At 67.7% G+C, this 26,062-nt stretch carries 23 protein-coding genes; 12 read left to right on the top strand and 11 right to left on the bottom strand.

What is annotated here, in order from left to right; genetic code table 11:
* Positions 1-39 precede the first annotated feature (39 nt).
* The 3 genes from A5724_RS25440 to A5724_RS25450 are packed head-to-tail and all read left to right on the top strand — an operon-like array spanning position 40 to position 1,913.
* A complete protein-coding gene (locus tag A5724_RS25440) occupies positions 40-756 on the top strand; it encodes an MBL fold metallo-hydrolase (RefSeq protein ID WP_067808877.1) in 717 nt (238 codons plus the stop codon).
* Complete coding sequence (locus A5724_RS25445; RefSeq protein WP_067808879.1) at positions 753-1,283, top strand: hypothetical protein; 531 nt, start codon at positions 753-755, stop codon at positions 1,281-1,283. The genes A5724_RS25440 and A5724_RS25445 overlap by 4 nt, the downstream gene beginning before the upstream one ends.
* 9 nt (positions 1,284-1,292) lie before the next feature.
* Complete coding sequence (locus A5724_RS25450; protein ID WP_067808881.1) at positions 1,293-1,913, top strand: TIGR03085 family metal-binding protein; 621 nt, start codon at positions 1,293-1,295, stop codon at positions 1,911-1,913.
* A 1-nt stretch (position 1,914) separates the two neighbouring features.
* Here the strand turns inward: A5724_RS25450 and A5724_RS25455 are convergent, their stop codons facing one another.
* Genes A5724_RS25455 through tpx form a run of 3 tightly spaced genes read right to left on the bottom strand, consistent with a single transcriptional unit; the run spans position 1,915 to position 3,453 of the window.
* Positions 1,915-2,193: a DUF6295 family protein gene (locus A5724_RS25455; RefSeq protein ID WP_067808883.1), complete on the bottom strand. Its 279-nt coding sequence runs from the start codon at positions 2,191-2,193 to the stop codon at positions 1,915-1,917.
* A 5-nt stretch (positions 2,194-2,198) separates the two neighbouring features.
* Positions 2,199-2,945: a dienelactone hydrolase family protein gene (locus tag A5724_RS25460; RefSeq protein ID WP_067808885.1), complete on the bottom strand. Its 747-nt coding sequence runs from the start codon at positions 2,943-2,945 to the stop codon at positions 2,199-2,201.
* A gap of 4 nt (positions 2,946-2,949) precedes the next feature.
* Positions 2,950-3,453 carry a thiol peroxidase gene (gene tpx, locus A5724_RS25465; protein WP_067808887.1) on the bottom strand — a complete coding sequence of 168 codons (504 nt, stop codon included), beginning with the start codon at positions 3,451-3,453 and terminating at the stop codon, positions 2,950-2,952.
* An 87-nt stretch (positions 3,454-3,540) separates the two neighbouring features.
* On the opposite strand from tpx, the gene A5724_RS25470 reads away from it, so the two are divergent.
* Genes A5724_RS25470 through A5724_RS33945 form a run of 3 tightly spaced genes read left to right on the top strand, consistent with a single transcriptional unit; the run spans position 3,541 to position 5,445 of the window.
* Positions 3,541-4,470: an LLM class F420-dependent oxidoreductase gene (locus A5724_RS25470; protein WP_067808890.1), complete on the top strand. Its 930-nt coding sequence runs from the start codon at positions 3,541-3,543 to the stop codon at positions 4,468-4,470.
* Between the two features lie 40 nt (positions 4,471-4,510).
* Positions 4,511-4,963, top strand: coding sequence for a hypothetical protein (locus A5724_RS25475; protein ID WP_067808892.1), 453 nt, complete (start codon positions 4,511-4,513; stop codon positions 4,961-4,963).
* Between the two features lie 17 nt (positions 4,964-4,980).
* Positions 4,981-5,445: a hypothetical protein gene (locus A5724_RS33945; RefSeq protein ID WP_067808894.1), complete on the top strand. Its 465-nt coding sequence runs from the start codon at positions 4,981-4,983 to the stop codon at positions 5,443-5,445.
* Here the strand turns inward: A5724_RS33945 and A5724_RS25485 are convergent.
* From A5724_RS25485 to A5724_RS25500, 4 genes are all read right to left on the bottom strand, one after another.
* Positions 5,442-6,926 (bottom strand): dynamin-like GTPase family protein, encoded by a 1,485-nt coding sequence (locus A5724_RS25485; RefSeq protein ID WP_067808896.1) that lies wholly within the window; start codon positions 6,924-6,926, stop codon positions 5,442-5,444. The genes A5724_RS33945 and A5724_RS25485 overlap by 4 nt on opposite strands.
* Positions 6,927-6,973: 47 nt before the next feature.
* The gene (locus A5724_RS25490; RefSeq protein ID WP_067808898.1) at positions 6,974-8,833 is read right to left on the bottom strand and encodes a dynamin family protein; all 1,860 of its coding nucleotides are present in this window, start codon (positions 8,831-8,833) and stop codon (positions 6,974-6,976) included.
* Between the two features lie 93 nt (positions 8,834-8,926).
* The gene (locus A5724_RS25495) at positions 8,927-9,922 is read right to left on the bottom strand and encodes an IniB N-terminal domain-containing protein (protein ID WP_067808900.1); all 996 of its coding nucleotides are present in this window, start codon (positions 9,920-9,922) and stop codon (positions 8,927-8,929) included.
* Between the two features lie 263 nt (positions 9,923-10,185).
* Positions 10,186-10,728 (bottom strand): IniB N-terminal domain-containing protein, encoded by a 543-nt coding sequence (locus A5724_RS25500; RefSeq protein ID WP_067808902.1) that lies wholly within the window; start codon positions 10,726-10,728, stop codon positions 10,186-10,188.
* Positions 10,729-10,928: 200 nt separating this feature from the next.
* On the opposite strand from A5724_RS25500, the gene A5724_RS25505 reads away from it, so the two are divergent.
* From A5724_RS25505 to A5724_RS25530, 6 genes are all read left to right on the top strand, one after another.
* A complete protein-coding gene (locus tag A5724_RS25505) occupies positions 10,929-12,704 on the top strand; it encodes an Hsp70 family protein (RefSeq protein ID WP_067808904.1) in 1,776 nt (591 codons plus the stop codon).
* A gap of 3 nt (positions 12,705-12,707) precedes the next feature.
* The gene (iniR, locus tag A5724_RS25510; RefSeq protein ID WP_067808906.1) at positions 12,708-15,221 is read left to right on the top strand and encodes an isoniazid response ATPase/transcriptional regulator IniR; all 2,514 of its coding nucleotides are present in this window, start codon (positions 12,708-12,710) and stop codon (positions 15,219-15,221) included.
* Between the two features lie 107 nt (positions 15,222-15,328).
* On the top strand, positions 15,329-17,068 hold the full coding sequence (locus tag A5724_RS25515) for an Hsp70 family protein (protein ID WP_067808909.1): 1,740 nt from the start codon (positions 15,329-15,331) through the stop codon (positions 17,066-17,068).
* Positions 17,069-17,194: 126 nt separating this feature from the next.
* Positions 17,195-20,095, top strand: coding sequence for a 4Fe-4S dicluster domain-containing protein (locus A5724_RS25520; protein ID WP_067808911.1), 2,901 nt, complete (start codon positions 17,195-17,197; stop codon positions 20,093-20,095).
* Positions 20,096-20,133: 38 nt separating this feature from the next.
* The gene (locus tag A5724_RS25525) at positions 20,134-21,408 is read left to right on the top strand and encodes a pyridoxal phosphate-dependent aminotransferase (protein WP_067808913.1); all 1,275 of its coding nucleotides are present in this window, start codon (positions 20,134-20,136) and stop codon (positions 21,406-21,408) included.
* 113 nt (positions 21,409-21,521) lie between these two features.
* On the top strand, positions 21,522-22,781 hold the full coding sequence (locus A5724_RS25530) for a YibE/F family protein (protein WP_067809493.1): 1,260 nt from the start codon (positions 21,522-21,524) through the stop codon (positions 22,779-22,781).
* Here A5724_RS25530 and rfbA read toward each other — a convergent pair.
* From rfbA to A5724_RS25550, 4 genes are read right to left on the bottom strand one after another with little or no spacing between them, the layout of a single operon-like run.
* Positions 22,726-23,598 (bottom strand): glucose-1-phosphate thymidylyltransferase RfbA, encoded by an 873-nt coding sequence (rfbA, locus tag A5724_RS25535; protein ID WP_067808915.1) that lies wholly within the window; start codon positions 23,596-23,598, stop codon positions 22,726-22,728. The two genes, A5724_RS25530 and rfbA, sit on opposite strands and share 56 nt — an antisense overlap.
* Positions 23,598-23,945 (bottom strand): nuclear transport factor 2 family protein, encoded by a 348-nt coding sequence (locus A5724_RS25540; protein WP_067808917.1) that lies wholly within the window; start codon positions 23,943-23,945, stop codon positions 23,598-23,600. Before A5724_RS25540 ends, rfbA begins: the two co-directional genes overlap by 1 nt.
* A gap of 19 nt (positions 23,946-23,964) precedes the next feature.
* Positions 23,965-24,717: a maleylpyruvate isomerase family mycothiol-dependent enzyme gene (locus A5724_RS25545; protein ID WP_067808919.1), complete on the bottom strand. Its 753-nt coding sequence runs from the start codon at positions 24,715-24,717 to the stop codon at positions 23,965-23,967.
* A gap of 1 nt (position 24,718) precedes the next feature.
* A complete protein-coding gene (locus tag A5724_RS25550; RefSeq protein WP_067808921.1) occupies positions 24,719-26,053 on the bottom strand; it encodes a cytochrome P450 in 1,335 nt (444 codons plus the stop codon).
* Between the last annotated feature and the right edge of the window lie 9 nt (positions 26,054-26,062).

Consider the following 26,062-nt stretch of genomic DNA (forward strand, 5'->3'; position numbering starts at 1 on the left):
ACGACCGCAGGCGTCGTCGTGCGGAGTGATGATCGAGCCATGGAGACCACCGTCGCCGAGATCGCACCCGACATCTACCGGCTGTCCACCTGGATTCCCGACATCGGCGAGCACGGGTTCACGATGAATCAGTTCCTGCTCACCGGTGACGAACCGTTCCTATTCCATTGCGGACAGCGGCAACTCTTCGGCCTGGTGTCGCAGGCCATCAACCGCGTGATCAATGTCGAGAAGTTGCGCTGGATTTCCTTCGGCCACCTCGAGGCCGACGAATGCGGCGCGATGAACATGTTGCTCGCGGCCGCACCCAACCCCGAAGTCACCCACGGCGCTCTCGCATGCATGCTGTCGTTGATCGACATGTGCGAGAGGCCGCCCGTACAGGCCTCCGACGGGCTACTGGACATAGGCGGCCATCGGTTGCGTTTCATCCCGACCCCCCACGTGCCGCACAACTGGGAGGCTGGGCTGTGGTTCGACGAAACCACGTCGACGTTGCTCGCCGGGGACCTGATGACGCAGGTGGGCAACCCCGTACCGGTGACTGAATCCGACTGCGTGGCACCCGCAATAGCGGCCGAGAACATCTTCCACGCGACCGGGTTGACGACGAACCTGCAACCCACGCTGCATCAACTCGCCGACCTGCATCCGACTACCCTGGCGATCATGCACGGCTCGTCCTACACCGGCGACGGCGCCGCGGCGTTGCGGTCGCTCGCCGACGGCTACGCCGCGATGGGGGGCACTGGATGAGAGCGACCCTGGCCGTCGTTGTCGCGCTCAGCGCAGTGCTGACCGGCTGCCAGACCATCACGCCGGGAACCGCTGTCATCAATCCGAACGAGCCGACCGAGCCCAGCTTTTCGACCAGCAGGCCGCCGAGGCCGACGGCCGCGCCGCCGAGCACGCTCACGCCCACGAGCACCGCTGAGCCACCGGGTGCACAGGTGCTGACACCCGAGAACGGCTACGTGTTCATCGAGACGAAGTCGGGCAGGACACGGTGCCAGCTCAACGAGGACGAGGTCGACTGCGAGGCCCAGTTCACCAATCCGCCGGTGGTCGGCGGAATCCCCGCCACCGGTGTCCGGGTCACCACCGACGGCCAAATCAATTGGGTCGTCGGCAATTTGGGCGATATTCCAGTAGTCACGCTCGACTACAAGACGTATTCGGCTGTCGGTTGGACCGTTGACGCCCGTGAAGACGGCACCCGGTTCACCAACGACCGGACCGGCCATGGGATGAATGTGGCCATCGACGGCGTGCAGGCGTTCTAAGGTCGAGCAATGACCGCAGCCCAGCGCGAACGCGCCGCACTCGTCGAAACCATGCGCGCCGTCGGTCCCGACGCGCCCACCCTTTGCGGCGACTGGACCACCCGCGACCTCGCGGCCCACCTCGTGGTGCGCGAACGCAGACTGGACGCTACCGCCGGGGTGGCCGTACCGTTTCTCGCCGGCTACACCGCCAACGTGCAACGTCAGGTCACCGAGGCCAACGGGTGGGATGGCCTGCTGAAGAAGGTCGCATCGGGCCCACCGCTGTATTCGCCGTTCAAGCTTCTCGATCCGGTCGCCAACCTCGGTGAGATGTTCATCCATCACGAGGACGTTCGGCGCGCCCAAACAGGATGGGAGCCAAGGCGACTCGAGGATACGCTGGCCAAAGCGCTGAGCCGGGGGCTCCCGCTGATGGCCCGGCTGAGCCTTGGCAAAGCCCCCGCCCGCGTCGCGCTGAAGACCCCGGACGGTAAGACCGTCGCCGCCGTCGGACACGGCCAGGACCTGATCGTCACCGGCGAGGTGCCGGAGCTCTTGCTGTTCCTGTCCGGCCGCGACGAGGTGCGGCTGACATTCTCCGACGCGCAGGCCGCCCAGGCGGTGCGCGCCGCGCGCCGCAGCTTGTGAGCTAAACGGTCTGGTGCTTCGACGCCAGGCCCGCCGGGGCCGAGGCGATCGCCCGGTGTATCGCCTCGGCGAGGGCGAGCGCCGATTCCTCTGTCAGCTCGAGCGCCACTCGCGCCGACGGCCCCAACGCCGGGTTGAGCAGGTCGATGTTGACGGTGTGGCCGTAGGAGGCGTGCACCGGATGGTCGACGTAGACGGTGGCCTGGCTGGCGCCGAACCAGCCCGTCGCACCCTTACCGCTGCCGTCGACCTCGATCTTCTCGGTGAGATACGTGCACATCTACCTCAGCCCTTCAGCTGCTTGGCGAAGAAGTCCTCGATCCGGCGCCAGCCGTCCAGCGCGGCTTCCACCCGGTACGCCGGGCGATCCACCGAGAAGAACGAGTGGCCTGCCCCGTCGTAGGAGTGGAACTCGTGCTCCTTGCCCAACCGGGTCAATTCGGCGTCCAGCGTGGCCACCGCGTCGGGCGCTGGGTAGCGGTCGTCGTTGCCGAACAGCCCGAGCAGCGGACAGCTCAGGTTGGGAGCCAGGCCGAGAATCGGTTTCATGTTCGCGGGCATGCCTTCCGGCGGATCTTCGACGACGAACGCGCCGTAGCAGTCCACCGCGCCGTCCAACGGCAGCGAGCAGGCCGCCAGGAACGCGTGCCTGCCGCCTGAGCAGTGGCCGATCACGCCGATCTTGCCGTTGGCGCCGTCCAGGCCCCGCAGATACTCCGCGGCGCCCGCCACATCGCCGACCAGTCGGTCGTCCGGTACCCCGCCCGCCGCACGAACGGTGGCCGCGGCGTCGTCGGGATCTGCTCCCGGCGCCTCCCGCGAGTACAGGTTCGGGCACACCGCGTGATATCCGGCCACCGCCAACCGGCGAACGAACTCCTTGGTCTCCCGGTCGTAGCCGGGCATGTGGTGAATCCACACCACACCGCCGCGCGAGCCCGCCGCGAGCGGCACTGCGCTGTAGGCCTCGATCTCGTCACCGCCGTGTCCGGTGATGGTGACGGTCTCGGCGCGAATTGCGTCCGTGGCCAACGGATCAGACCGAACTGCCGAGTGCCGACCATCCCTCGTCGTAGCTCGGTTCAGTGCCGATCTCGGGCACCAGTTCGGTGTAAGCGACTTTGCCGTCCGCGTCGATGACGACGACCGCGCGGGCGAGCAGGCCTGCCATCGGACCGTCCGCGAGCGCGATCCCGTAGTCCTGGCCGAAGTTGTCACGGAACGCCGACGCCGTCATGACATTCTCGATGCCCTCTGCGCCGCAGAACCGCTTCTGCGCGAAGGGCAGATCGTTTGACACACATAGCACGTTCAGCCCGCTGGCCTGCGCGCGCTCGTTGAATTTGCGAACGCTCATGGCGCACACGGGAGTGTCGACCGATGGAAAGATGTTGAGCAACAACGGCTTACCGCGGAACTGCGCGCTGGTCACCTCGCCGAGATCGGTACCGATGAGCGTGAACTCGGGGGCGGGAGATCCGACGGCGGGCAGCTCGCCGACAGTGTTGATCGGGTTTCCACGAAGCGTTATCTGAGCCATTCGTACAGTGTGCCAGCGCCAACCTGTGCGGGTCATGTCAGGGGTCTTCGGTCGACGGCGGCCCAGCGCGCCTCTACGCTTGCGGTCGTGGATTTCCGCGTCTTCGTCGAACCCCAGCAGGGTGCCACCTACACCGATCAGCTTGCGGTTGCCAGAACTGCCGAGGAGCTGGGCTATTCGGCGTTCTTCCGGTCCGACCACTACGTCGCGATGAGCGGCGACGGGCTGCCAGGCCCGACCGATTCGTGGGTGACGCTGGCGGGCATCGCCAGGGAGACGTCGACGATCCGGCTCGGCACCATGGTCACCTCCGCCACGTTCCGGTTCCCAGGACCGCTGGCGATCTCCGTCGCGCAGGTCGACGAAATGAGCGGTGGCCGCGTGGAATTGGGTCTCGGTGCCGGCTGGTTCGAAGCCGAGCATCAGGCCTACGCGATCCCGTTCCCGTCGCTGGGTGAGCGCTTCGACCGACTGGAAGAGCAACTCGACATCATCACCGGCCTGTGGGCAACGCCCGTCGGCGAGAAGTTCGACTACACCGGAGCGCATTACACGGTGGTGGAGTCCCCGGCGCTGCCCAAGCCCGTGCAGTCGCCGCCACCGATCGTGATCGGCGGCGGTGGACCCAAACGCACACCCGCGCTTGCCGCGAAGTTCGCCACCGAGTTCAACATTCCGTTCGCACCGCTGGACGCGACGAAGGCCCAGTTCGAACGGGTCGCCGCCGCGGTGGCCGATGCGGGCCGACCCGAGGACGCGTTGACGTATTCGGCAGCGTTCGTCGTGTGCGCCGGCCGCGACGAGGCCGAGATCGCGCGGCGCGCCGAGGCCATCGGCCGTGAGGTCGACGAACTCCGCAGCAACTCCCCGCTGGTGGGCACACCCGGCGAGATCGCCGACCAGCTGGGGGCGTTCATCGAGGCCGGCGTGCAGCGGACCTATCTGCAGCTTCTCGACATGTCCGACCTCGACCACCTGGAGTTCTTCGCCAGCCAGGTCGTCACCCAGTTCGGCTGACCCGGCTAACTGCCGCAAGCCAGGGCTACTATCACTGGCCATGGCAGGCGAGGAGCCCGACGACTACGACCAGTCGTCGGAGACGCCCTGGTACAACCGCACGCCCAACGTCATCGGGGCGAGCGTGGCCGGCCTGGCTCTGATCGGCATCCTCATCGCGGCGGTGACCTTCGTGGCGCGCCAGGCCAACGAGCCGGAACAGGCCCCGCTGAACTACGTCGAGCCCACCTTCTCGGCGACCGCGAGCCAGTCGGCGACCCCGACCACCACCGAGACGATCACCAGCACCAGCCCGCCAGTGACCACCGACATCAACGGGCCGTCGTCGACCACCCCGTCGTCGTCGGACACCTCGAGCACCGAATCGCCGACTACCACCCGCACCGCGTGGACCCAGCCGTACACCCCTCCGCCAGGCGAGGATTCCGAACCGTCGACGACGCGGCGCGGCCCACGCACCAATGTGACGCGCACGCTCTATCCGCAACCCTGACCGCCTACTATCAGCCCGTGGCGCGCTACGGATCTCCCGACGACCCGAACAACCCCGACAACCAGCCGACCGCCTACATCAACTACGGCGACTACGGCCCGCCGACCGCCGAACCGGTGCCCTGGTACCGCAAACCCGCTGCGCTGGTCTCCTTCGGCGCCATCGGCGCGGTGCTGATCGCGCTGATCATCTTCGGCCTCGTCAAACTCCTCACCGGCGGCGACGCACCTGAGCCCGCGACCACGCTCACCCCGATCACCCGCACCACCACATCGGTGACCGCACCTACGACCACCACGGCCGCCACCACGACCACAGAGCCGACCACCACCGACGAGCCCGCGACGACCACCACCACCGAGCCCACGACGACGACCACCACAACAACCACGACAACCACGACGACGACCGAACCCAGCGTCAGCACGAGCATCAGCACCAGCACGGTCACTCAGACCGTCACGGTTTCGCCGTCGCCCTAGCGGCCCCTCGCCGCGTATTCGGCGACCAATGCCTCGGCGCTGCGCACCGCCGCGCGGCAGGCCCGTGTGGTGAACGGATCGTTGAGCGGATGGTCGGCGCGGCGGCGCCAGCGCTGGGCGGCCGCGAACGCCGCCCGCGGCCCGTCGTAGGGCGCGTCGGGTTGCAGCCCCAGCCTGCTGGCCGCGTCGGTGCCGGAACCACCGATGATGCGCCGCAGCGACGCCATCTCGTCCTCATTCAAAGTCGTTGGGCGCGAACGCAATGCGCTCAACAGCCGAAGCTCCTCGAACGCATGGGTGTCGGCAAGCAGCGGGTCGATGTCGGCGAGAATGTAGCGCGTCGCGTAGATCGGGTTGGCCTGCACGAACTGTCGCAGCGACAGCAGCGCGGTGTGCGCCTTCAGCAGATCCGAGCGCTGCGCGAACTGCTGGTCGATCACATCGCGAAGCGCGACCAGACCGCTGCGCTCCAACAGTTCGTCGGCGAGCGCCACCGAATCGCTGACGCCGGCGCGCAACACCGCGATGGAGATCCTGATGCCGAACATGCCGAACCGGTCCAGGAGCGCGGCCCTGGTGGCGGCATCAACAGGCAACGAACTGTCCTCCCGCACGAAGCGGTCGACTGAAAGCATCGCCTTGGTGAGTTCGGCGGCATCCACTCCCGCCAACTTCTCCAGCGCGACGAACTCGCTCTGCCGCAGCGTGCGGGCGGTCAACGCCAACAGACCGGACACCGGCACGACGGCCTGGCAGATGCCGGTCTTGTCCATCTCGGCGGTGAACCGCTTGGCCACGTCCTTGGCCGACAGCATCGCGTCGATGCGACCCGCGCCGATCTCGTCGGCGCGTGACGCCACCCCGACCACCCCGAGTGCGCCTGTCGACCCGCCGACCAACTCGCCGATCTGCTTGAGCAGCGCGATATCCGCCGCGTTCAGCGTGCGCAACAGGAACACCACCGCGTCGACGCGCGGAACGCCGTCATCGGGCACCAGCAACCGCAGTGTGCGTTCGGAGACGTCGCGGCTCAGCGAGGACGTGCCCGGGGTGTCGATGATCGTCGCATCGATCAATTCGGCTGCGGGCCATTCGACGTCGAGATCGACGACGTCCTCCGGGTCGAGGCTGGCGAAGTCGAATGTCAGGCCGCCAGCGCGGGCGATCGGCACGTTCGACCGCCTGCCGCCACGATGGTTGGCCGTCACCTTCGGGATCGGGCCGTGCCGGAACCAGGTGACGATGCGGGTGGCCTCGGTGGCGTCGGTAGGCGCGATGTCCTCGCCCACAAGGGCATTCACAAGAGTGGACTTGCCTGCCTTCAGCGTGCCGGCGAGCGCGATGCGGATCGGCTGATTGAGCCGGTAGCCGATGCGTTCCAACTCGTTGTGCACATCAGGCCGATTCCGGTACGCCGGATCGTTGCGGTACGCCTGGATCGTGCCGCCCAGGATCGCCCGCACCTGATCGCTCGTGCTCATCTGGCGCCGTCTCCACTCGGTAATGACCGGAGATCCAGCTTAGAGCGTTACGTGGTCCCCACGGGCTCTCGGGCTGCCTGCCCGGCACCCGGCGCCAGCTTGACGGCATGTTCGGTCACCTGTTTGAGGATGTTGAGCTGGCGTTCCAGTTCGCGGATTCGGCTGTTGCGCTCGTTTTCCTCCAACGCCGCCGACGCGATGGTGGCCTGCAGCGACTCGTTGAGCGAGCGGGTGGTCTGGTTGGCGATGCCGCGGTAGTGGTCGCGTAGTTGGCGCTGGATTCCCTTGAGCCGGTCGCGGGACTCCTTCGTCACGACGAACGACACGTCGTCGACGAACCGCCGCACGTTCAGCTTGGCCTCGTTGCGGGCGCGCAGCATCCGGTTCTCCATGTCTTCGCGATAGGCCTTGCGCCCCAACAGAAGACCAGCGCCCAACGACAGCGGGTTGAACATGCCGAGTCCGGCGAACGACGTGAGCATGCCGAACATCAGCACACCGCCGTACGAGCCGCGCATCCCGGTGACCACCTTGTGCCCGGCCTTGATCGGCTTGGCCTCCAACCTGGCCAGCGACTTCAATTCGCCAAAGCTCGCGCCCATTTCGCTGGCGTCGAGTTGCGGCATCTTGATCGCCTCGAGACCGGCCTCGACGAATGTCCGCGCCACCTCCTGGGCGAGTGCCTCGGCCCGCTGATAAGCCCACACGAAATTGTCGCCGACGGCCGTCGCGATCGCATTCTCCAGTTCAGCGCCGATCTCCGCCCAGTGGTGGGTCGGATCGGTGCTGTCGATGACGTGCTCGGTGTGCTGGCTGATGGCACGGAACCGGGCACGCAGATCGTGGTCGACATCGGCTGTCAGATCGGCGATTCCGTCGTTGAGCACCTGCTGCCACAGCGCGGTCTGCTGCAGGGCGTCCTGCGCCTCCTGTTTGCGCTGCTCCAGATCGGCCTTCAGCCGGTCGCGGGCCTCGGGGTCGTTGAGCGCAGACAGTTCGGAGTCGGCTGCCAGCGTCAAATGCTCAGCGGCGGAACGGATCTCGGCGAGCACCTGGTCGCGTACCCGGTCGTTCTCCCGCGACAGCACCTTCTCGCTGAGGAACTTGACGATGGCCGGGAAATTGGACTCCTCGTTGAGTTCCTTGTCGTTCAGTTGGATCGCGTGACTGCGCAGCAGCGACGACGCCGGAATGATCGGTATCGACAGGCCGGCCCGCTGCAGGTGGGCCTTGTTGGTCTCGACGATCTGGCGCCAGTGTGGGTAGAGATCCGTCTTAGTGGCGACAATCGTTGCGACGGGGCAGATTTCGAAGGCCTGCCGGATGAACGTCATCTCGGGTTCGGTGAATTCCTGGCTGGTGTCGCTGACCATCAGCATCGCGTCGGCGTCGGGCAGCAGCCCCAGCGTGGCCGACAGGTGCGGCTGGCCGAGGCCGCCGACGCCGGGGGTGTCGACGAACACCAGACCGCCCTTGAGCAGCGGGCTGTTCGCGGTCACCGCGACACGCAGCACCTGTCTGCTGCCCGCCGCGGGGTGGCGACGCAGATCCTGTTTGATGTCGGCGATCGGGATCTCGATCTCTTCGGGCTCGCCGTCCTCCTGGCCCGCGACGATCAACTTCGCGGTGGCCTGCTCGGCGAACGACACCATGGTCGCCAACACCGTCGTCTCGTCGTCGCCGACCCGCGACACCGGCACGTTCAGCAGCGAGTTGAGCAGTTGACTCTTGCCCTGCTTGAGCTGCCCGGCGATCACCACCCGGATCTGGGGGTCGCTGATCCGCTCCTTGGCCCGTGCCATCCGCTCGACAAGATCACCGCGTCCCTGGGCCTCGGCGATCTTGCTCGTGTGGTCGATCAGTTCAACGATGACCTTGACCTTGCGGGGGTCATTCGGCTGCGTCATGGGTTCCCTTCCGTACCTACGACGGTAGGCGTGCCAACTGGCGGGGACCTATGGGTGGGTCCCCGCCAGTTGCGCTATTCGGTTGTCGCCTGGTCAGAACAGGTCGACGTCGACGCCCTGGTGGATGTCGGTGGAGTTGTCGACCGTGGTGGTGTCGTGACTGTCGTGCGTCGAGTTGTCGGTGTTGTGGCTGTTCGACGAGTTGTCGTCGTGGCTGGCGTCCACACCGCCGGAGATGTCGCCACCGCCGGTGTCGACGTTGGTGACGTCGCCGCCCCCGGTGTTGGTGGACTGGTCGGTCGGGACGTTGATGACGACCGGGCCACCGGCACCGCCGGTCGCATTGCCGCCGTCGCCGCCACCGCCGGTCAGGATTCCGCCGCCGTGGCCGCCGTCGCCGCCGACCGCACCGCCACCGCTGGTGTCGATGTCGCCGGTCTTGACGACCGGACCGTCGTTGCCCGAGATGACGTCGCCATCACCGCTGTTGTGGATGCTGCCGGAGCTGTCGCTGGTGTTGCCGACGCCGCCAGCCTGGACGGTCGAGCCCTCACCGGCGAGGATGTCGCCGGTGTTGGCGCCGACGTTGCCGTCGCCGACCACATTGCCGTCGCCCTCGACGTTGGTGTTGTCGATGTCACCGGCGGTGCCGGTGTTGATGACGCTGCCGTGGTCGGCGGTGTTCGTCGTCTTGTCACCGAAGGTGATGTCGCCGAAGTCGAGGTCGACGTTGCCGACGCCCTGCTGCTGGTCCTCACCGGCGTGGTTGACCACGTTGGTCTCGGGGCTCAGAAGTCGGGTGTCGTTGTGGCTCAGTGTGTCGTTGTTGCTCAGCGTCTCCGGAGCGAACGTGGGCTCGTAAGCGAAGCCGTGGGTCTCGGCCACCGCCTGCCGCAAGCCATGCACCGGATCGCCGCCGCCGTGCAGCACCGCGGCGGGCGCCACGGTGGCGGCCACCGCGTTCACCTGAGCGGCCGTCACACCCTGCACGCCGGCGTTGGCCATCGCGCGGTCGGGGTCGTTGACGAAGGCCTGGGCCTGAACCGGGTCGCGGAAGAGGTCGAGAATCCAATCGATCACGTTGGTCATTTCTGTGGTCCTTTTCTTGTGTGTTTCGGGGGTCCTGGTCACCGGGCGCTCCGGCGAACTGCTGACAACGTTATGGAGCCGACGACATCTCAGAAACGGGGCCGAATCCCCTCCCCACCGGCATCCCTCCCGGGATGCCGACTTGGGGATCGTTAGGGGATTAGGGGGCCATTAGGGGTCCTAATATTCCTGCACGTCAACGCACAAATGCGCGGTCCGAGCGGACCGCGCATTTCGAGGTGCTGTCGATGGTCAGGAATCGCCTACGAGTCGAAGATGTCGAAACCGGAACCGTCGGCGTCGAGGTGGTGATCGTCGGGGGCCGGGTGGCTCCAGGTGTCCTCGGTCGGCGCGTCAACGGCCGGCGCATCCTCGATGACCGGGCCGTCGAACTGCAGCGACGTGTCGTCGAGGCCTGCCACGTCCGGCACACCGGCATCACCGAGCATGTCGACCCCGGCCTGCACCGCGGCCCCGGGATCGTCGACGACATTGGCGGCCACCGCGTGCACGTCGTCGACGGCCACCGTCGGCACGTGGTCGTCAAAGGCATCGAACGCGGCGGTCGCGGCCCCGCTTGTCCACACATTGCTGGCATGGTCGTCGACCAGCGCATCAGCCCCCGTCGACGGCACCGCCATCGACAGCGACTCGGACACGACGGGAATCAGATTGTTGACGTCCACGCTGGTCACATCGGTCAAATTAGCGCCGGCGATGGCCTGCGCCGGGTCAGCGGCGTAGGCTGCGGCGGCGTCGGGGTCACGCACCAGCGACATCACGAAGTCGAGTAGCGAGTTTGCCATGGAACACCCTCCTTTCCATTGCAGAGATAGCAGGCGGCAGCACAAAGGCCATGACCCGATGCTATCGGCGCGGCAGCCGCCGCAGATCGGTGCGAAGCCCAGCTCTGCCGCGGGGGCATTAGGGGACGCGGCGTTAGGGGTTTACCGCCCATTAGGGGAATCAGCGGCTATGGTTTTGAACGGCCGAACACGAGGAGACCATGAACGACTCACTTGGGTTGTCCATCGGGATGACCAACTTGGTGGCCGCCAGGATCGGCCGCTCGCCGGTCATGCGCCGTTCGGTGCTCACGTTGTTCAACGACCGGGCACCTGAAGTCGGTGTGCCGAGTGAGAACCCGAACCTGAATCAGCCGGGTCTGGTGCTGACCGGGTTCGTCGAGCGAGTCGGTGACCCGGTTCCGCTGGTCGCCGCCGACGGCTCCCCGCACCGCGGGGAACGGGTGTTGGTGGAGGCGCTCGATACGATGGCGCAGACCGTCGGTGGCGGCTCGCCCGTTGCGATCGCGGTACCCGCGCACTGGGGTCCCGGCACCATCGGTGCGCTGCGGGGTGCACTGCGCGCGAAGCCGAGCCTCGCTCCCAACGGGGTGCCGGCCGCGCTCATTCCGGATTCCGTTGCCGCCCTTGCCGCTTTGCAGGCCGCACCGGGTTTGCCGTCGACGGGCGTGGTCGCGCTGGTGGACCTCGGCGGCAGCGGCACCAGCGTCACACTGGCCGACGCGGCCGCGAACTTCGCCCCCATCGGTGAGACCGTCCGCTATCCCGACTTCTCCGGCGACCAGATCGACCAGGCGTTGCTCAACCACGTGCTGGCAGGTATCGCCGACGCAGGCAACGCCGATCCGACCGGCACGCTGGGCCTGGGCTCGCTGGCCCGGTTGCGCGAGGACGCCAGGTTGGCCAAGGAGCGACTGTCCGCCGAGACCGCGACCGTGGTGCCGGTCGAACTGCCCGGGTTCAACTCCGACGTCAGGGTGACCAGGAACGAACTCGAAGGCATCATCGCCGAGCCCCTCGCCGGTCTGCTCAACACCATCGAAGAAACGTTGCAGCGCAACAACATTGCGGTGGCGAACGTATCGGCGGTGGCGACCGTGGGCGGCGGGGCCAACATTCCGCGGGTCACCCAGCAGCTCTCGGAGCGGTTACGTGCTCCCGTCGTCACCACACCACAGTCCGCGGTCAACATCGCGACCGGCGCGGCGCTGGCCGCCGAACGCGGACTGGAAGCCGACGCCCCGACCGGCATGGCGCCCACCGGATTGGCGCCCGCCGCCGATGCGCCGACGGGGATGGCCGCAGCGGGGTGGGCGGCAGGCGCGGCGGGCGTGGCGGCGGCTGACGACGCCGGATCGTCCACGTTCCGCGCGTTGGCGTGGTCGCAGGACGATGCGCCCGCCGGCGAACCGGTGCCCTACTCCGGTGACGACTACACGTTCGACCAGGGCGTCACCGGTGCGCGCCCGCAGATGGAGTTCGCGCACGACGAGGAGGGCTACGGGCCCGAGACCGCCCCGCTGCCTTGGTACAAACGTCCGCCCGTGTTGTTCGGCGCGGCGGCCGCGGCGGTGCTGCTGGCGATCGGCGGGCTGGCGATCACGCTGACCAGCGGCAGCGGCAGCTCCAACCCGGTGACCGAGACGGCGACGCAGGTCGAAACCGGGCCCAAGCCCACCGAACCGGTCACCGAGGGCGCACCCGTGACCGTCACCGTCACCGGCCCCAACGGCGAGCCGAGCACGACGGTCGTGCCGTCGCCGACTCCGACGAGCGAAACCACCAGCCCGCCGACCACCACCACGACGACCACCACGACAACGACGACCACCACAACGACCACGACGACCACCACCCAGCCGACCACCACCACGACCAAGCCTCCGACCACGACCACCCAGCCGCCGACGACCACACAACAGCAGGAGACCACCACCACGGCCGCCGCGTTGTCGCCGGTGACGACCACACCGTGAGCCATGGCCACCAGTCCGGCGCCCGATCCGCTGACCGACATCCCGCCGGCCGCACGCGACGTGGTCTCGGCGTTGACGGCCGCGCCCACTGTGCCGGTCAAGGTGCTGGTCGCCGGCGGCATCGGCACCGGTAAGAGTTCGGTACTCGCAGCGGTCCGGACGGCGTTGCGCACCGCGGAGGTCGCGGTGCTGACCCGGCCGCCGAGAAATGGCGACGAAACGGGGTCGGCGGTCGTCATCGACGATGCGCATCTGCTCGACGACGCACAACTCGGTGTCCTCGCCGACCTGGTCGCCGATTCGCCATCGACAGTTGTCGTCGCCGCCGAACCCCTCGCCCACCGGCAGGCGCTGCGGACGCTGCGCATCGCCATCGAACGGGAGAATCCGGTCGTCTCGCTGGGCGCGTTCAGCCCGGCCGAGGTCAACCGGCTTGCGACCGAAACACTGGGCAGCTCAACGAGTTCCGAGCTCATCCGGTCGCTGATGGTCGCGACCGCGGGGCTGCCGTTCCTGCTGCAGCCAGCCATCGCGGCGGCGGTCTCACCCGACGGCGAGGCCCCCGCGAACGCGATCATGCAGGCCGCGAGGTTCGCGTTGATCGAGCGACTGCGCCACCTCGACGAACCGTTGCTCGACACGCTGCTGGTGTCGTCGCTGAGCCCGGACCTGGGACCTGACGATGTCGCGGCGGTGCTGCGGGTCGGCGCCGAGGAGGCGCAGGATCTCGTCGACCGCGCGCGTGCCAGCGGGCTGATCGAACCGTCGCACAGCCAGGCCTTCATCCAATCGGTGCACCGTTGCATCGCGGGCATCATCGGCGCGGCGCGACACCACGACACCGAGCTGTCGCTGCTGGTGTCCCAGCTCGAATCCTCAACGCTGTCAAGCGATCTTGCGTTACGGATGGCCGAACACGGGCTGCGCGACGAGCGGCTCGCGGACGCGCTGACCGACCTCGCGTCGCGCGCCCATGATCACCCGGCCCGCGCCGCCCGGCTGTACCGGGCCGCCGCAGACGCGGGCGCGACGGCGCTGTCCGCCCGGCTTGCCGATGCGTTGGCGCAGACCGGTGACTGCACCGCCGCGGGCCGACTGGCCGACGAACTGCTCGGCTCCGAGGACATGGCCGAGCGGGCGGCCGCGGTTCGCATCGCCGCCAGCATCGCGATGCACGACGGCAGCGCCACCCAGGCGGCCGACCTGTTCCGTTGGCTTGGACCGTATCCGGACACGTTCATCAGCGCGGCGGGCGCGGTCGTCGCGATCGCCGCGGGTGACGCCGACGCGGCGAGAATTGCGCTGAGCGCCGAGAGCGCAGGCCCGCCGACGTCCACGGCCCGCGCCGCCCGCAGCCTCGCCGAAGGTCTGCTGCTGTCGCTGGACCAACCGTTCCCCACTTCCATTGCCCGCCTCAGCCAGGCGATCACCGCCGAACAACTTCCGACGGGCGTCGCACCGGACACCCCCGCGGCGCTGGTCACGTTGGCCGCGCTGCACGGCGGCGACCCGGTGCGGGCCCGCAGCGTGATCGGCCGGGCCGTCCGCACCGGCGCAGACGAAATCTTCACCATCCACCGGCACCGCCTGCTGCACGGCTGGGTACGCATGCAGGACGGCCAGTTGTCGGCAGCGGCGGCCGACGTCGCGTCGACGGCCGATACCGCGCTGCACCGCCGCGACGCGTTGTGGGCCGCGGCGCTGCAGACCGCGATCGCCAGACGCAGCGGCGACACCGGCGGCGTGCAGAAGCATTGGTATGCCGCGATGGAAGTGCTTGCCGAGTACTCACCCGACCTGTTCTGCCTGTTGCCGCTGGGCGAACTGTGGGTGGCCGCCGCCAGGATGCGGCTGGTCGACCGGCTGCAACACACGATGACCGAGGCGTTCGGGCTGCTCGAGTCGCTCGGGGATCCGGTGCTGTGGTCGGTGCCGTTGCACTGGGCAGGCGTGCACGCGGGCATTTTGGCCAACTCGCCGGAAGCCGTTGCGCCCCATGGTCAGGCGTTGACGGCCGCGGCGCCGCACAGCGCGTTCGCCAAGGCGCTCGCCAAGGCGGGCCGCACCTGGCTGCGCGTGCTGGCCAACCACATCGACGTGGACGAGGTGACCTCGGCTGCGCGTGGGTTGTCGCAGTTCGGCATGACATGGGACGGCACCCGACTGGCCAGCCAGGCCGCGCTGCAGACGCCGGACGGCCGCGTCTCCGGCGCGATGCTGCAACTGGCCCGCGATCTCAAACAGACCGCTGCCGTCGACGAGCCGCCAAGGCTGGAGCCAACGGCGCCCGTCGCGGAGGGTAAACGGCGGCCGACGTCGTCGCGGCTGTCGGACCGTGAACGCGAAGTCGCCGAACTGCTGCTGCTCGGCATGCCGTACCGCGATATCGGCAGCCAACTGTTCATCTCGGCCAAGACCGTCGAACACCACGTGGCGCGGATCCGGCGCAGGCTCGGCGCCGAATCCCGCTCCGAGATGTTGTCGATGCTGCGCGCCATGCTGACGTCTCAGCCCTAGCCCCCAACGCGGCGCAATCCCCTAACCGAGATCCCCTATCCGGCCCGCCCCAGTGACGGGTGCGGCACCGGATTTGCTGTGACGCGGTTCGCCATACCGTCGATCGCATGTTGAATTCGCCAGGCAACCACGGCCGTTCGATCGGCCTGTCGGTCGGCGCGACGAACCTCGCAGGCACCCGCGACGGGCATGCCGCGATCCTGCGTCCCGCCGAATTGACCCTGCACGGTCAACGATTGACCGGGTTCGTCGACCGCGTCGGCGACCCGGTGCCGCTGATCGCACCCGACGGCGCCACGTACCGGTCGGAGGCCCTGCTCGCCGACGCGCTGGCCGCGATGGCCGACGCGATCACCGACGGGCTGCCGGTGTCGGAGGCCGCGGTGACGGTGCCCGCGCACTGGCGTCCGTCGATCACCGACATTCTGCGCAGGAACCTGCGCGGCAAGCTGCCGGTGGTGTCTGACGCGACGGCGGCGCTGACGGCGTTGCGCGACCACCCGGGCCTGCCCACGCACGGCGTCATCGTGCTGTGCGACTTCGGTGGCAGCGGCACCAGCATCACGCTGGCCAATGCGGCACGGGACTTCTCGCTGTTCGGCGAGACGGTCCGGTTCTCCGACTTCTCCGGCGATCTGATCGATCAGGCGCTGCTGGCGCACGTCGTCGGCGGACTCGCCGACGTCGACCCGTCGGGCACCGCGATGGTCGGTTCGCTGGTGCGGTTGCGCGACGAATGCAGGCGGGCCAAGGAGCGACTGTCCGCCGAAACCGCCACGGCGGTGGTCGCTGACCTGCCCGGGCATCGCGCGGACATCCGAGTCACCCGCACCGAACTCGAGGACCTGATGCGGGCGCCACTCACGGATTTCCTTGCGGCACTTGACGATACGCTGGAGCGCTACGGCGTGCCCGCGGCCAGTGTCGCTGCCGTCGCCACGGTCGGCGGCGGAGCGCGGATACCGCTGGTCACCCAGCGGTTGTCCGAACATCTGCGCGCCCCGGTGGTCACCACCCGTTCGCCCGCGTTGACCGCCGCCGAGGGCGCCGCGCTGATCGCGCACCGAAGCCGCGTCGTCGACGAAGCCACCGTGCTGACGCCGACCGCCACCGCGGTGGTTCCCGACGCGCAACCGCTGGCCTGGTCCGAGGGCGACGCCAGCGGGGATGTGCTGCCCTACAGCGACGCGATCCAGCCCCGCCCCGAGGTGTCCTTCCGCCGCGACGAGTGGCGCGACGACGAGCCACCGCGGCGCAGCCCGCTGGTGTTGTTCGGGCTCTCTGCGGTCGCCGCGGCCGTCGCCGCAGCGGTGTTCGGCTTCACGCTCCTCAACGACACCACGACGACACCGGTCGACGCGGCAAGCACGTCGACCTCCACGACCACCCCCCAACCGCCTGCGGCGCCGGCCACTCTCCCAGCTACCCCGGCGCCGCAGGCCCCCCAGATCACCACCGTCGTGGTGCAGCAGCCCGCGCCTCGCTATCAGGCGCCGCGGCGGGCGCAGGCGCAGGCGCCGGTGCCGCACCAATCGCCGGCGGCCCCTCCGCCTCCACCGTCCACATCTGAGACGCCGACGACGGATCCCACTCCGCCGCCGACATCCGACACCCCACCCACGTCGCCCGAGCCGCCGACATCACCTAAGCCTCCGCCGATCGATCCGGGCCCCGGCGACGGTTCGGACACCGGCACCGGCGCGGGCACCGGCACCGGGGCAGGCACCGGGACCGGCGGTACCGAGACCGGCGGTACCGGAACCGGTACGGAGACAAGCGGACCCGGCTCGCAGACGGGTGACACCGGGACCGGCGACGGCGGCACCTCGACCACCCCCAAGGTGTAGTTAGGGCAGCCTTTGTAGCGGCGTTTCCCGGCTGGATGCAACTATGAGCAGGCATCCAGCGAAAGTTACTGGCCAGTAACATGGGATAAGTTACCCTTGGGTAACTTGCGAAACGGGAGGCACGCGGTGGAAACCCAGATGCTGATCAGGCTCGTCGTCGGGCTCGGATTGACGGCACTCGTGCTGGTGTTCGCTGCCAAACGGGTGCTGTGGCTGACGAAGCTGATCCGCTCCGGCGCCCCGACCAGCCCGGAGAACAACCGCAAAGACAACCTGGGCAAGCGCATCACCACCCAGATCGAGGAAGTCTTCGGGCAAACCCGGCTGCTGCGCTGGTCGATCCCCGGTATCGCCCACTTCTTCACGATGTGGGGCTTCTTCATCCTGGCGTCGGTGTACCTGGAGGCCTACGGCCTGCTGTTCGTCGGCAATTTCCACATCCCGCTGATCGGCCGCTGGGACGTCCTTGGCTTCCTGCAGGACTTCTTCGCCGTCGCGGTGCTGCTCGGGATCATCACGTTCGCGATCATCCGCGTGATGCAGGAGCCCAAGCAGCACGGCCGCGAGTCGCGGTTCTACGGCTCGCACACCGGCGGCGCCTGGCTGATCCTGTTCATGATCTTCAACGTCATCTGGACCTACGCCCTGGTCCGCGGCGCCGCGGTGAACAACGAGACCCTGCCGTACGGCAACGGGGCGTTCTTCTCCCAGTTGATGGGCGTGGTACTGAATCCGCTCGGCCACACCGCCAACGAGTGGATCGAGACCATCGCGCTGCTGCTGCACATCGGCGTCATGCTGGTCTTCCTGTTGATCGTGCTGCACTCCAAGCACCTGCACATCGGTCTCGCGCCGATCAACGTCACCTTCAAGCGGATGCCCAACGGCCTCGGACCGCTGCTTCCGGTCGAGTCCAACGGTGTGCCGGTCGACTTCGAGGATCCCGCGGAGGACGCCGTGCTCGGCCGCGGCAAGATCGAGGACTTCACCTGGAAGGGCTACCTCGACTTCACCACGTGTACGGAGTGCGGTCGCTGCCAGTCGCAGTGCCCGGCGTGGAACACCGGCAAGCCGCTGTCGCCCAAGCTCGTGATCATGAACCTGCGCGACCATCTGTTCGCCAAGGCGCCCTACATCCTCGGCGACAAGGAGACGCCGCTGGAGAACACACCCGAGGGCGGTCTCGGCGAGGAACTCGGCGGCGAGAAGCACGACGAGGCACACGCCGTCCCCGAGTCGGGGTTCGAGCGCGTGATGGGCTCCGGCCCTGCGCAGGCCACCCGCCCGCTGGTGGGCACCGCTGAGCAACTCGGCGTCATCGACCCCGACGTGCTGTGGTCGTGCACCACATGCGGCGCGTGCGTCGAGCAGTGCCCGGTGGACATCGAGCACATCGACCACATCGTCGACATGCGTCGCTACCAGGTGATGATGGAGTCGGAGTTCCCGTCCGAACTCGGCGTGCTGTTCAAAAACCTCGAGACCAAGGGCAATCCGTGGGGTCAGAACGCCAAGGACCGCACCAACTGGATCGACGAGGTCGACTTCGACGTGCCGGTGTACGGCAAGGACGTCGAGTCCTTCGAGGGCTACGAGTACCTGTTCTGGGTCGGCTGCGCGGGCGCCTACGAGGACCGCGCGAAGAAGACCACCAAGGCCGTCGCCGAACTGCTCGCGATCGCGGGCGTGAAGTATCTGGTGCTCGGCGAGGGCGAGACATGCAACGGCGACTCGGCCCGCCGCTCGGGCAACGAGTTCCTGTTCCAGCAGTTGGCCGCGCAGAACGTCGAGACGCTCAACGAGATGTTCGAAGGCGTCGAGCGAGTGGACCGCAAGATCGTCGTGACCTGCCCGCACTGCTTCAACACGCTGGGCCGGGAGTATCCGCAGGTCGGCGGCAACTACACCGTCCTGCACCACACCCAGCTGCTGAACCGGCTGATCCGCGACAAGAAGCTGGTGCCGGTCAGCGGCCCCGACGGCGGCCGCGACGTGACCTATCACGACCCGTGCTACCTGGGCAGGCACAACAAGGTGTACGAGGCGCCGCGTGAGCTGATCGGGGCCTCCGGTGCCCAGTTGACCGAGATGCCCCGGCACGCCGACCGCGGCCTGTGCTGCGGCGCGGGCGGCGCGCGGATGTGGATGGAAGAGCACATCGGCAAGCGCGTCAACGCCGAGCGCACCGAGGAGGCCATCGACACCGGCGCGTCGGCGATCGCGACCGGCTGCCCGTTCTGCCGGGTGATGATGACCGACGGTGTCGACGACGTCTCTGCCGCCAGGGACATCGAGAAGGTCGAGGTGCTCGACGTGGCCCAGCTGCTGCTGGGGTCGCTGGACAAGAGCGGCGTCGCGCTGCCCGAAAAGGGCACGGCGGCAAAGGAAGCCGATGAGCGTGCGGCCCGCGAGCCTGAAGCGGCGCCGAAGGTGGAGGCGTCGACCGCGGTCGCCGAGCCCGAGGCCAAGCCGGAGCCCAAGGCTGAGCCGGCAGAGACGAAGCCGGTCACAGGCCTCGGCATCGCAGGCGGTGCCAAGCGCCCCGGCGCGAAGAAGGCCGCAGCACCTGCCGCAGAAGCCGCTCCCGCTGCACCGGCCAAGGGGCTGGGCATCGCGGCCGGCGCGAAGCGTCCAGGCGCGAAGAAGGCCGCCACCGCACCCGAGGCGTCCGCCGCGGAGGCGCCTGCCAAGGCGGAACCCGAGGTCAAGGGCCTCGGCATCGCCGCGGGCGCCAAGCGACCCGGGGCCAAGAAGGCTCAGCCTGCGGCACCGGCCGAAGCTGCGCCTGAGCCCGCCAAACCCGAGCCAGAGGTCAAGGGTCTTGGCATCGCGCCGGGTGCCCGTCGGCCGGGCGCCAAGAAGGCCGCTGCGGCACCGAAACCCGCTGCACCGCAACCGGAATCGATGTCCGACGGTGAATCCAGCGCTGCGCCTGAGCCTTCCACCGAGGGCAACGGCGAGAAGGCGCAGCCGCCCGTGAAGGGCCTGGGTATCGCCAAGGGCGCACGTCCGCCTGGTAAGCGATAACCAGCGTATTTGCTAATTGATTGGACTCCGGTGCGATCATGGATCACGTGACCACCCACCATGTGCCGTGGCAGACCACCGGGCATCATCCGCGGCAGCGCACGTTCACGCAGTCGTCCAAGCTGCAGGACGTGCTGTACGAGATCCGCGGTCCGGTGCACGATCACGCGGCACGACTGGAGGCCGAAGGTCACCGCATCCTCAAGCTGAACATCGGCAACCCCGCGCCGTTCGGATTCGAGGCGCCCGACGTGATCATGCGCGACATCATCGCCGCGCTGCCCTACGCGCAGGGCTATTCGGATTCCAAGGGCATCATGCCTGCCCGCCGAGCGGTGTTCACCCGCTACGAACTCGTGGACGGGTTTCCGAAGTTCGATGTCGACGACGTCTATCTCGGCAACGGCGCGTCCGAACTCATTCAGATGACGCTGCAGGCGCTGTTGGACAACGGCGACCAGGTGCTGATTCCCGCGCCGGACTACCCGCTGTGGACGGCGTGCACGTCACTGGCGGGCGGCACCCCTGTGCACTACATGTGCGACGAGACCCAGGGCTGGATGCCCGACATCGCCGATCTGGAGTCAAAGATCACCGACCGCACCAAGGCGATCGTGGTGATCAACCCGAACAATCCGACCGGTGCGGTGTACAGCCGCGAAACCCTCACGCAGATAGCCGATCTCGCGCGTAAGCATCAGCTGCTGCTGCTGGCCGACGAGATCTACGACAAGATCCTCTACGACGACGCCAAACACATCGCGATGGCGTCGGTGGCACCCGATGTGCTGACGCTGACGTTCAACGGGCTGTCGAAGGCATACCGGGTCGCGGGCTACCGGTCCGGCTGGCTGGTCATCACCGGCCCCAAGGAGCATGCGGCCAGCTTCATCGAGGGCATCAGCCTGTTGGCCAACATGCGGCTGTGCCCGAATGTGCCTGCGCAGCATGCCATTCAGGTTGCACTCGGTGGCCATCAGAGCATCGATGACCTGGTGCTGCCCGGCGGCAGGCTGCGCGAACAGCGTGACGTCGCATGGACCAAGCTCAACGAGATCCCCGGGGTGTCGTGTGTGAAGCCGGAGGGCGCGCTGTATGCGTTCCCGCGACTGGATCCCGAGGTCTACGACATCCAGGATGACGAGCAGCTTGTGCTCGACCTGCTGCTGCAGGAGAAGATGCTGGTCACTCAGGGCACCGGGTTCAATTGGCCGACGCCCGATCATCTGCGCATCGTGACGCTGCCGTGGTCACGCGACCTGGCCAACGCGATCGAGCGACTGGGCAACTTCCTGTCGTCGTACCGCCAGTAGGCGTCAGCTCCCGCGAATGTGGGCTTGACGCACGCCGCAGCCGCGGTAGGCGTGCGGGTAACCCACGTTCGGCGAAGAGGGAGCGCCCAGCCCGCGCGTCTACCCTGTTGCGCGTGACGCACTCGCACGCCCATTCCCACTCCATGAGCGGGCAGGCCCCCTTGGGGCCAACCGCCGCCAAGGTCGTGATCGGGGCGCTGATCGCGATCGGCGTCGCCGTGCTTGCGGGCGCGGTCTGGCTGTGGCCCAGCCACGAGAAGGTCGACATCCCGTTGCCGTTCCAGAACGCCGCGGGCGGTTCGGTCACCACGGAGGCAGGGCATGTGCTGTCCACCAAGGTGGCGTCGTGCGGCAGCCCGTCCAACGGCGCCGTGCTGACCGCCGACCCGGCACCGGGGCCGGAGGGCGGCGGCCCGTGTGTGCAGTCATTGATCAGCATCGACTCCGGCCCCAACAAGGGCGCCAACACGATGCTCGAGTTCAGCCAGGGGCCCGGCCAGCCGCACCTTGCCGCGGGTGACCACGTCCGGATCAGCCGCCAGGTCGATGCGGGCGGCGCGACCAGCTACGCGTTCTACGACTACGAGCGGACGTGGCCGCTGATCGCGTTCGCGGCGGTGTTCGCGGTCGTGATTGTCGCGGTGGCGGGTTGGCGCGGGCTGCGGGCGATGATCGGCATCGTCGTCGCGTTCGTGGTGCTGGTGGTCTTCCTGCTGCCCGCCCTGCGCGACGGCGCGTCGGCGATTCCGGTCGCCCTTGTCGCATCGGCCGCGATCCTGTACGCGGTGATCTATCTGGCTCACGGGGTGAGCCTGCGCACCAGCGCGGCGCTGCTGGGCACCCTGACCGCGTTGTTGCTTGCCGCTCTGTTGTCCTGGGGCGCAATCGAATTGGCACATCTGACCGGCCTGTCCGAGGATCAGAACAACGAGGTGGCCGCGTATATGGGCAACGTGTCGATCACCGGGTTGCTGTTGGCCGGGTTCATCATCGGCTCGCTCGGTGTGCTCAACGACGTCACGGTCACCCAGGCGTCGACTGTGTTCGAGTTGGCCGAGACTGGCGTCAGTCGCAAGGCGATCTTCCTCGGTGCCATGCGGGTGGGCCGCGACCACATCGCCAGCACCGTCTACACACTGGTGCTGGCCTATGCGGGCAGCGCGCTGCCGCTACTGCTGTTGTTCAGTGTGGCCAACCGGTCCCTCGGCGACGTATTGACCAGTGAGAGCGTGGCCATCGAGGTCGCCCGTTCGGCGGTCGGCGGCATCGCGTTGGCGTTGTCCGTGCCGTTGACGACGGCAATCGCCGCGGTACTCGCTACCCCGGAGGCCGCTCCAGCAACTCCAGCAGGTAGGCGCCGTAGCCGGACTTGAGCAGGGTGCGCGCGCGGGCAGCCAGTTGGTCGTCGTCGATGAAGCCGACCCGCCACGCCACCTCTTCGGGCACGCTGATCTTGAGGCCCTGCCTGCGTTCGATGGTGCGAACGTAGTCGCCCGCGTCCAGCAGCGAGTCGAACGTGCCCGTGTCCAGCCATGCGGTGCCGCGGGCCAGCACCTCGACCTTCAGCCTGCCCTGGTTCAGATACGTCTGGTTGACCTCGGTGATCTCGTATTCGCCACGCGCAGAAGGTCTCAGCGAACGCGCGATCTCGATGACATCGTTGTCGTAGAAATACAGCCCTGGCACCGCATAGTTCGACTTCGGGGTGGCCGGCTTCTCCTCGATGGACAGCGCCGTGCCGTCCGCCGAGAACTCGACGACGCCGTAGGCCGTCGGGTTGGCCACCCAGTAGGCGAAAATCGCTCCGCCACTGATGGTTTGGAAGCGACGCAGACTGGTACCCAGACCCGGGCCGTAGAAAATGTTGTCGCCCAACACCAATCCCACCGGACCGTTGCCGATGTGGTCGGCACCGATCACGAACGCCTGCGCCAGGCCGTCGGGTTGGGGCTGCACCGCGTAGCTGATGTTGATCCCGAAATCCGAACCGTCGCCGAGTAATCGCTGGAACGCCTCAGCGTCCCCCGGTGTGGTGATGACCAGGATGTCGCGGATGCCCGCCATCATCAGCGTCGACAGCGGATAGTAGATCATCGGCTTGTCGTACACGGGCATCAACTGTTTCGACGCACCCTTGGTGATCGGATAGAGCCGCGTGCCCGATCCACCGGCAAGGATGATGCCGCGCATCAGCCCGCGAGATCCTTTTCGGTCAGTTCGGTCGCGGCGAGCGCGCTGGCCAGGTCGGGGTGCCGGAAGACCGAGGTGACGTGGTCGTGCACCACACGGAAGGCCACTCCTGCGCCGTCCTGCTCCTCGGCGACCACCACGCCGTCGCGCACATACATCCGGCCCGGGTCGGCGGCCGTCACGGACAACGACTGGGCCCACTGGATCAACGCCTCATGGCCCTGGCCCGCGCCGTTGGCGTCACCGAATTCGATGTCGTCGCTGGACACCTGCGCCAGGGTGTCGTAATCCTGCTCGTTGAGCGCGTCATGCCAGGCGAGGACGGTGGCGATCTCCGATGTGGTCATGTCGAGAAAGTACGCCTTCCTAGAACGGTGTGCGTTCCAGCCAGCCGTCCCACACGGCGGCGTCGCCGAACACCTCGATTCCGCCGTCGTCGGCGGTGCGCCTGCGCACGATGGCCAGCAACAGATCCTTGGCCGTCCCGCGCAGTGCGGCGTCGCCCTTGCCGTGTTCGTGCGACCAGGTGATGCCGTCCTCGGCGTCGCTGGTGATGGTCCACTCCCCGGTGGGGCCCAGCCCGTCGTCGGTCGCGTGCAGGTGCAGGGTCTGCCCGACGGCGAGGGGCAACGCCCGTGGTCTGGCTTCGACGCTGACCCGCTCGATCCATTCGCTGATCGCGTCGGCGGCCACCTCGGGGGGCAGGTCGTAATCGACGCCCAACGCGATGGCGGCGTCGGCGCGGTGCACGGTGGCCTCGTGCAGTCGCCGACGGATCCACCAGCCGCACGGGCGCGGACCAAGAAACGTCCACACCCGGGTCTCTGGTCCGACGCGATCCACCGCGTCGATGATCAGGTCCGCGCTGGCGTTCAACCAGTCGATCGCGCCGTCGAAGTCGTCGGGTGGTTTGCCGTCGCGGACGTCACGCGGATCCAACGGCTCGGATCTGCGATCGGCGATGATCTGTGCGGCCCAACGGTTTCCACGTCCGACGTGGCGGAACAGCTGTTTGATCGTCCAGTCGGGGCAGGTCGGTACGGGCGTCGACTGGTCTGCTCCACGAATGAGCTCGCCGAAGTCACGGGTCTGATCGCGCAGCGCCGCTCGGAAATCCACGCTACGAACCTACAGCGGTGCGCGCCCTTCCAAGTGTGATCGGCAGGGATGCCCATCCCCGCAACACCCGGGTGTCGCGACGGCTGCCGTTGCCCGCAAGTCGCGCATCAGGGAAGCGCTCGAAGAACGTGCGCAGCCCGATCTGGCCTTCCTGGCGGGCCAATGCGGCGCCGAGGCAGAAGTGCCTTCCGCCGGAGAACGACAGATGCTTGCCCGCGTTCTCCCGTTCGACATCGAAGCGGTGCGGATCGGCGAATACCTTCGGATCACGGTTAGCGCCTGCCAGGTAGAGGATGACGCCTTCGCCGACGCGTACCACCGCGCCAGGCAGTTCGGTGTCGACGGCCGCCACCCTGGCCGTCATCTGGACCGGCGACTCCAACCGAAGAATCTCCTCGACCGCTGTGGGCCACAATTCTGGCTGTGCCTTGACCTTGTCCAGTTGTTCGGGCGCATCGAGCAGCATCCGAATTCCGTTGCCCAGCAAGTTCACTGTGGTCTCGAAGCCGGCGGCCAGCACGAGGCCCGCAGTGGCCAGCAACTCGTCGTTGCTCAACCGCGCGCCTTCGGCGCTGTTGGCCGACGCCTGGATCAGCTGGCTCATCAGGTCGTCACCGGGGTTGCGCCGCAACTGGTCCAGATGGTCGGACAGCCAATGGTTGAACCCCTCGATGCCGCGGTACACCTGCCGGTACTGCGGCCAGCTCAGCCCCATGTCGAGGCTCGGCGCCCCCAGCTCACCGAATTCCAGGATGCGCGGCCGCGCCTCGTCGGGCACGCCGAGGATGTCGCCGATCACCGTGACCGGCAACTGCGAGCAGTACCGGTCCACGACATCGATGGAGCCGACGGTGTCCGAACTCTCCGCGAGTTCGTCGAGCAACCGATCCGCGGTGGCCTGCACCCGATCACGCAGCGCCGCAACGGCTCTGGTGGTGAACACCGACGACACCAGTTTGCGGTAGCGGGTGTGGTCCGGCGGTTCGGTCGACAACATCGACGGCGGCTCCACCGGGTGCAACAGCCCCGGATCGGTGTGCCGGATCACCCACTGCAGCGGCTTGGGCAGGGTGGACCCGAATGCGATCACCCGGAAGTCGTCGGAGCGCAGCAGGTCGTTGGCGATCTTGTGGTCGACGGTCATGTACATGAGCCGGCACTTGACTATCGGTCCCATGCCGCGCAGTTCGTCGATGAACGGGACGGGGTTGCGGCGCAACTCCAGATCGGAGATCAACCGGCCCTGCGGGTCGCCGCGACGGGCGAGTCGCCGCGAGGTGGCACGGATCACGCCGTGCATGGCCAGCCAGCGAATGCGGTGCTTGATGACGCCCATGCAACTCCT

It is taken from the genome of Mycobacterium sp. ACS1612, from assembly GCF_001667505.1.
Classification (GTDB): domain Bacteria; phylum Actinomycetota; class Actinomycetes; order Mycobacteriales; family Mycobacteriaceae; genus Mycobacterium.

Coding starts and splice junctions, on each gene's coding strand:
- rfbA (WP_067808915.1), bottom strand. CDS start 23,598: ATGCGCGGCATCATCCTTGCCGGTGGATCGGGCACGCGGCTCTATCCG.
- tpx (WP_067808887.1), bottom strand. CDS start 3,453: ATGGCTCAGATAACGCTTCGTGGAAACCCGATCAACACTGTCGGCGAG.
- A5724_RS25455 (WP_067808883.1), bottom strand. CDS start 2,193: ATGTGCACGTATCTCACCGAGAAGATCGAGGTCGACGGCAGCGGTAAG.
- A5724_RS25525 (WP_067808913.1), top strand. CDS start 20,134: ATGGATCACGTGACCACCCACCATGTGCCGTGGCAGACCACCGGGCAT.
- A5724_RS25440 (WP_067808877.1), top strand. CDS start 40: ATGGAGACCACCGTCGCCGAGATCGCACCCGACATCTACCGGCTGTCC.
- A5724_RS25450 (WP_067808881.1), top strand. CDS start 1,293: ATGACCGCAGCCCAGCGCGAACGCGCCGCACTCGTCGAAACCATGCGC.
- A5724_RS25550 (WP_067808921.1), bottom strand. CDS start 26,053: ATGGGCGTCATCAAGCACCGCATTCGCTGGCTGGCCATGCACGGCGTG.
- A5724_RS25445 (WP_067808879.1), top strand. CDS start 753: ATGAGAGCGACCCTGGCCGTCGTTGTCGCGCTCAGCGCAGTGCTGACC.
- A5724_RS25475 (WP_067808892.1), top strand. CDS start 4,511: ATGGCAGGCGAGGAGCCCGACGACTACGACCAGTCGTCGGAGACGCCC.
- A5724_RS25500 (WP_067808902.1), bottom strand. CDS start 10,728: ATGGCAAACTCGCTACTCGACTTCGTGATGTCGCTGGTGCGTGACCCC.
- A5724_RS25505 (WP_067808904.1), top strand. CDS start 10,929: ATGAACGACTCACTTGGGTTGTCCATCGGGATGACCAACTTGGTGGCC.
- iniR (WP_067808906.1), top strand. CDS start 12,708: ATGGCCACCAGTCCGGCGCCCGATCCGCTGACCGACATCCCGCCGGCC.
- A5724_RS25515 (WP_067808909.1), top strand. CDS start 15,329: ATGTTGAATTCGCCAGGCAACCACGGCCGTTCGATCGGCCTGTCGGTC.
- A5724_RS25490 (WP_067808898.1), bottom strand. CDS start 8,833: ATGACGCAGCCGAATGACCCCCGCAAGGTCAAGGTCATCGTTGAACTG.
- A5724_RS25540 (WP_067808917.1), bottom strand. CDS start 23,945: ATGACCACATCGGAGATCGCCACCGTCCTCGCCTGGCATGACGCGCTC.
- A5724_RS25485 (WP_067808896.1), bottom strand. CDS start 6,926: ATGAGCACGAGCGATCAGGTGCGGGCGATCCTGGGCGGCACGATCCAG.
- A5724_RS25495 (WP_067808900.1), bottom strand. CDS start 9,922: ATGACCAACGTGATCGATTGGATTCTCGACCTCTTCCGCGACCCGGTT.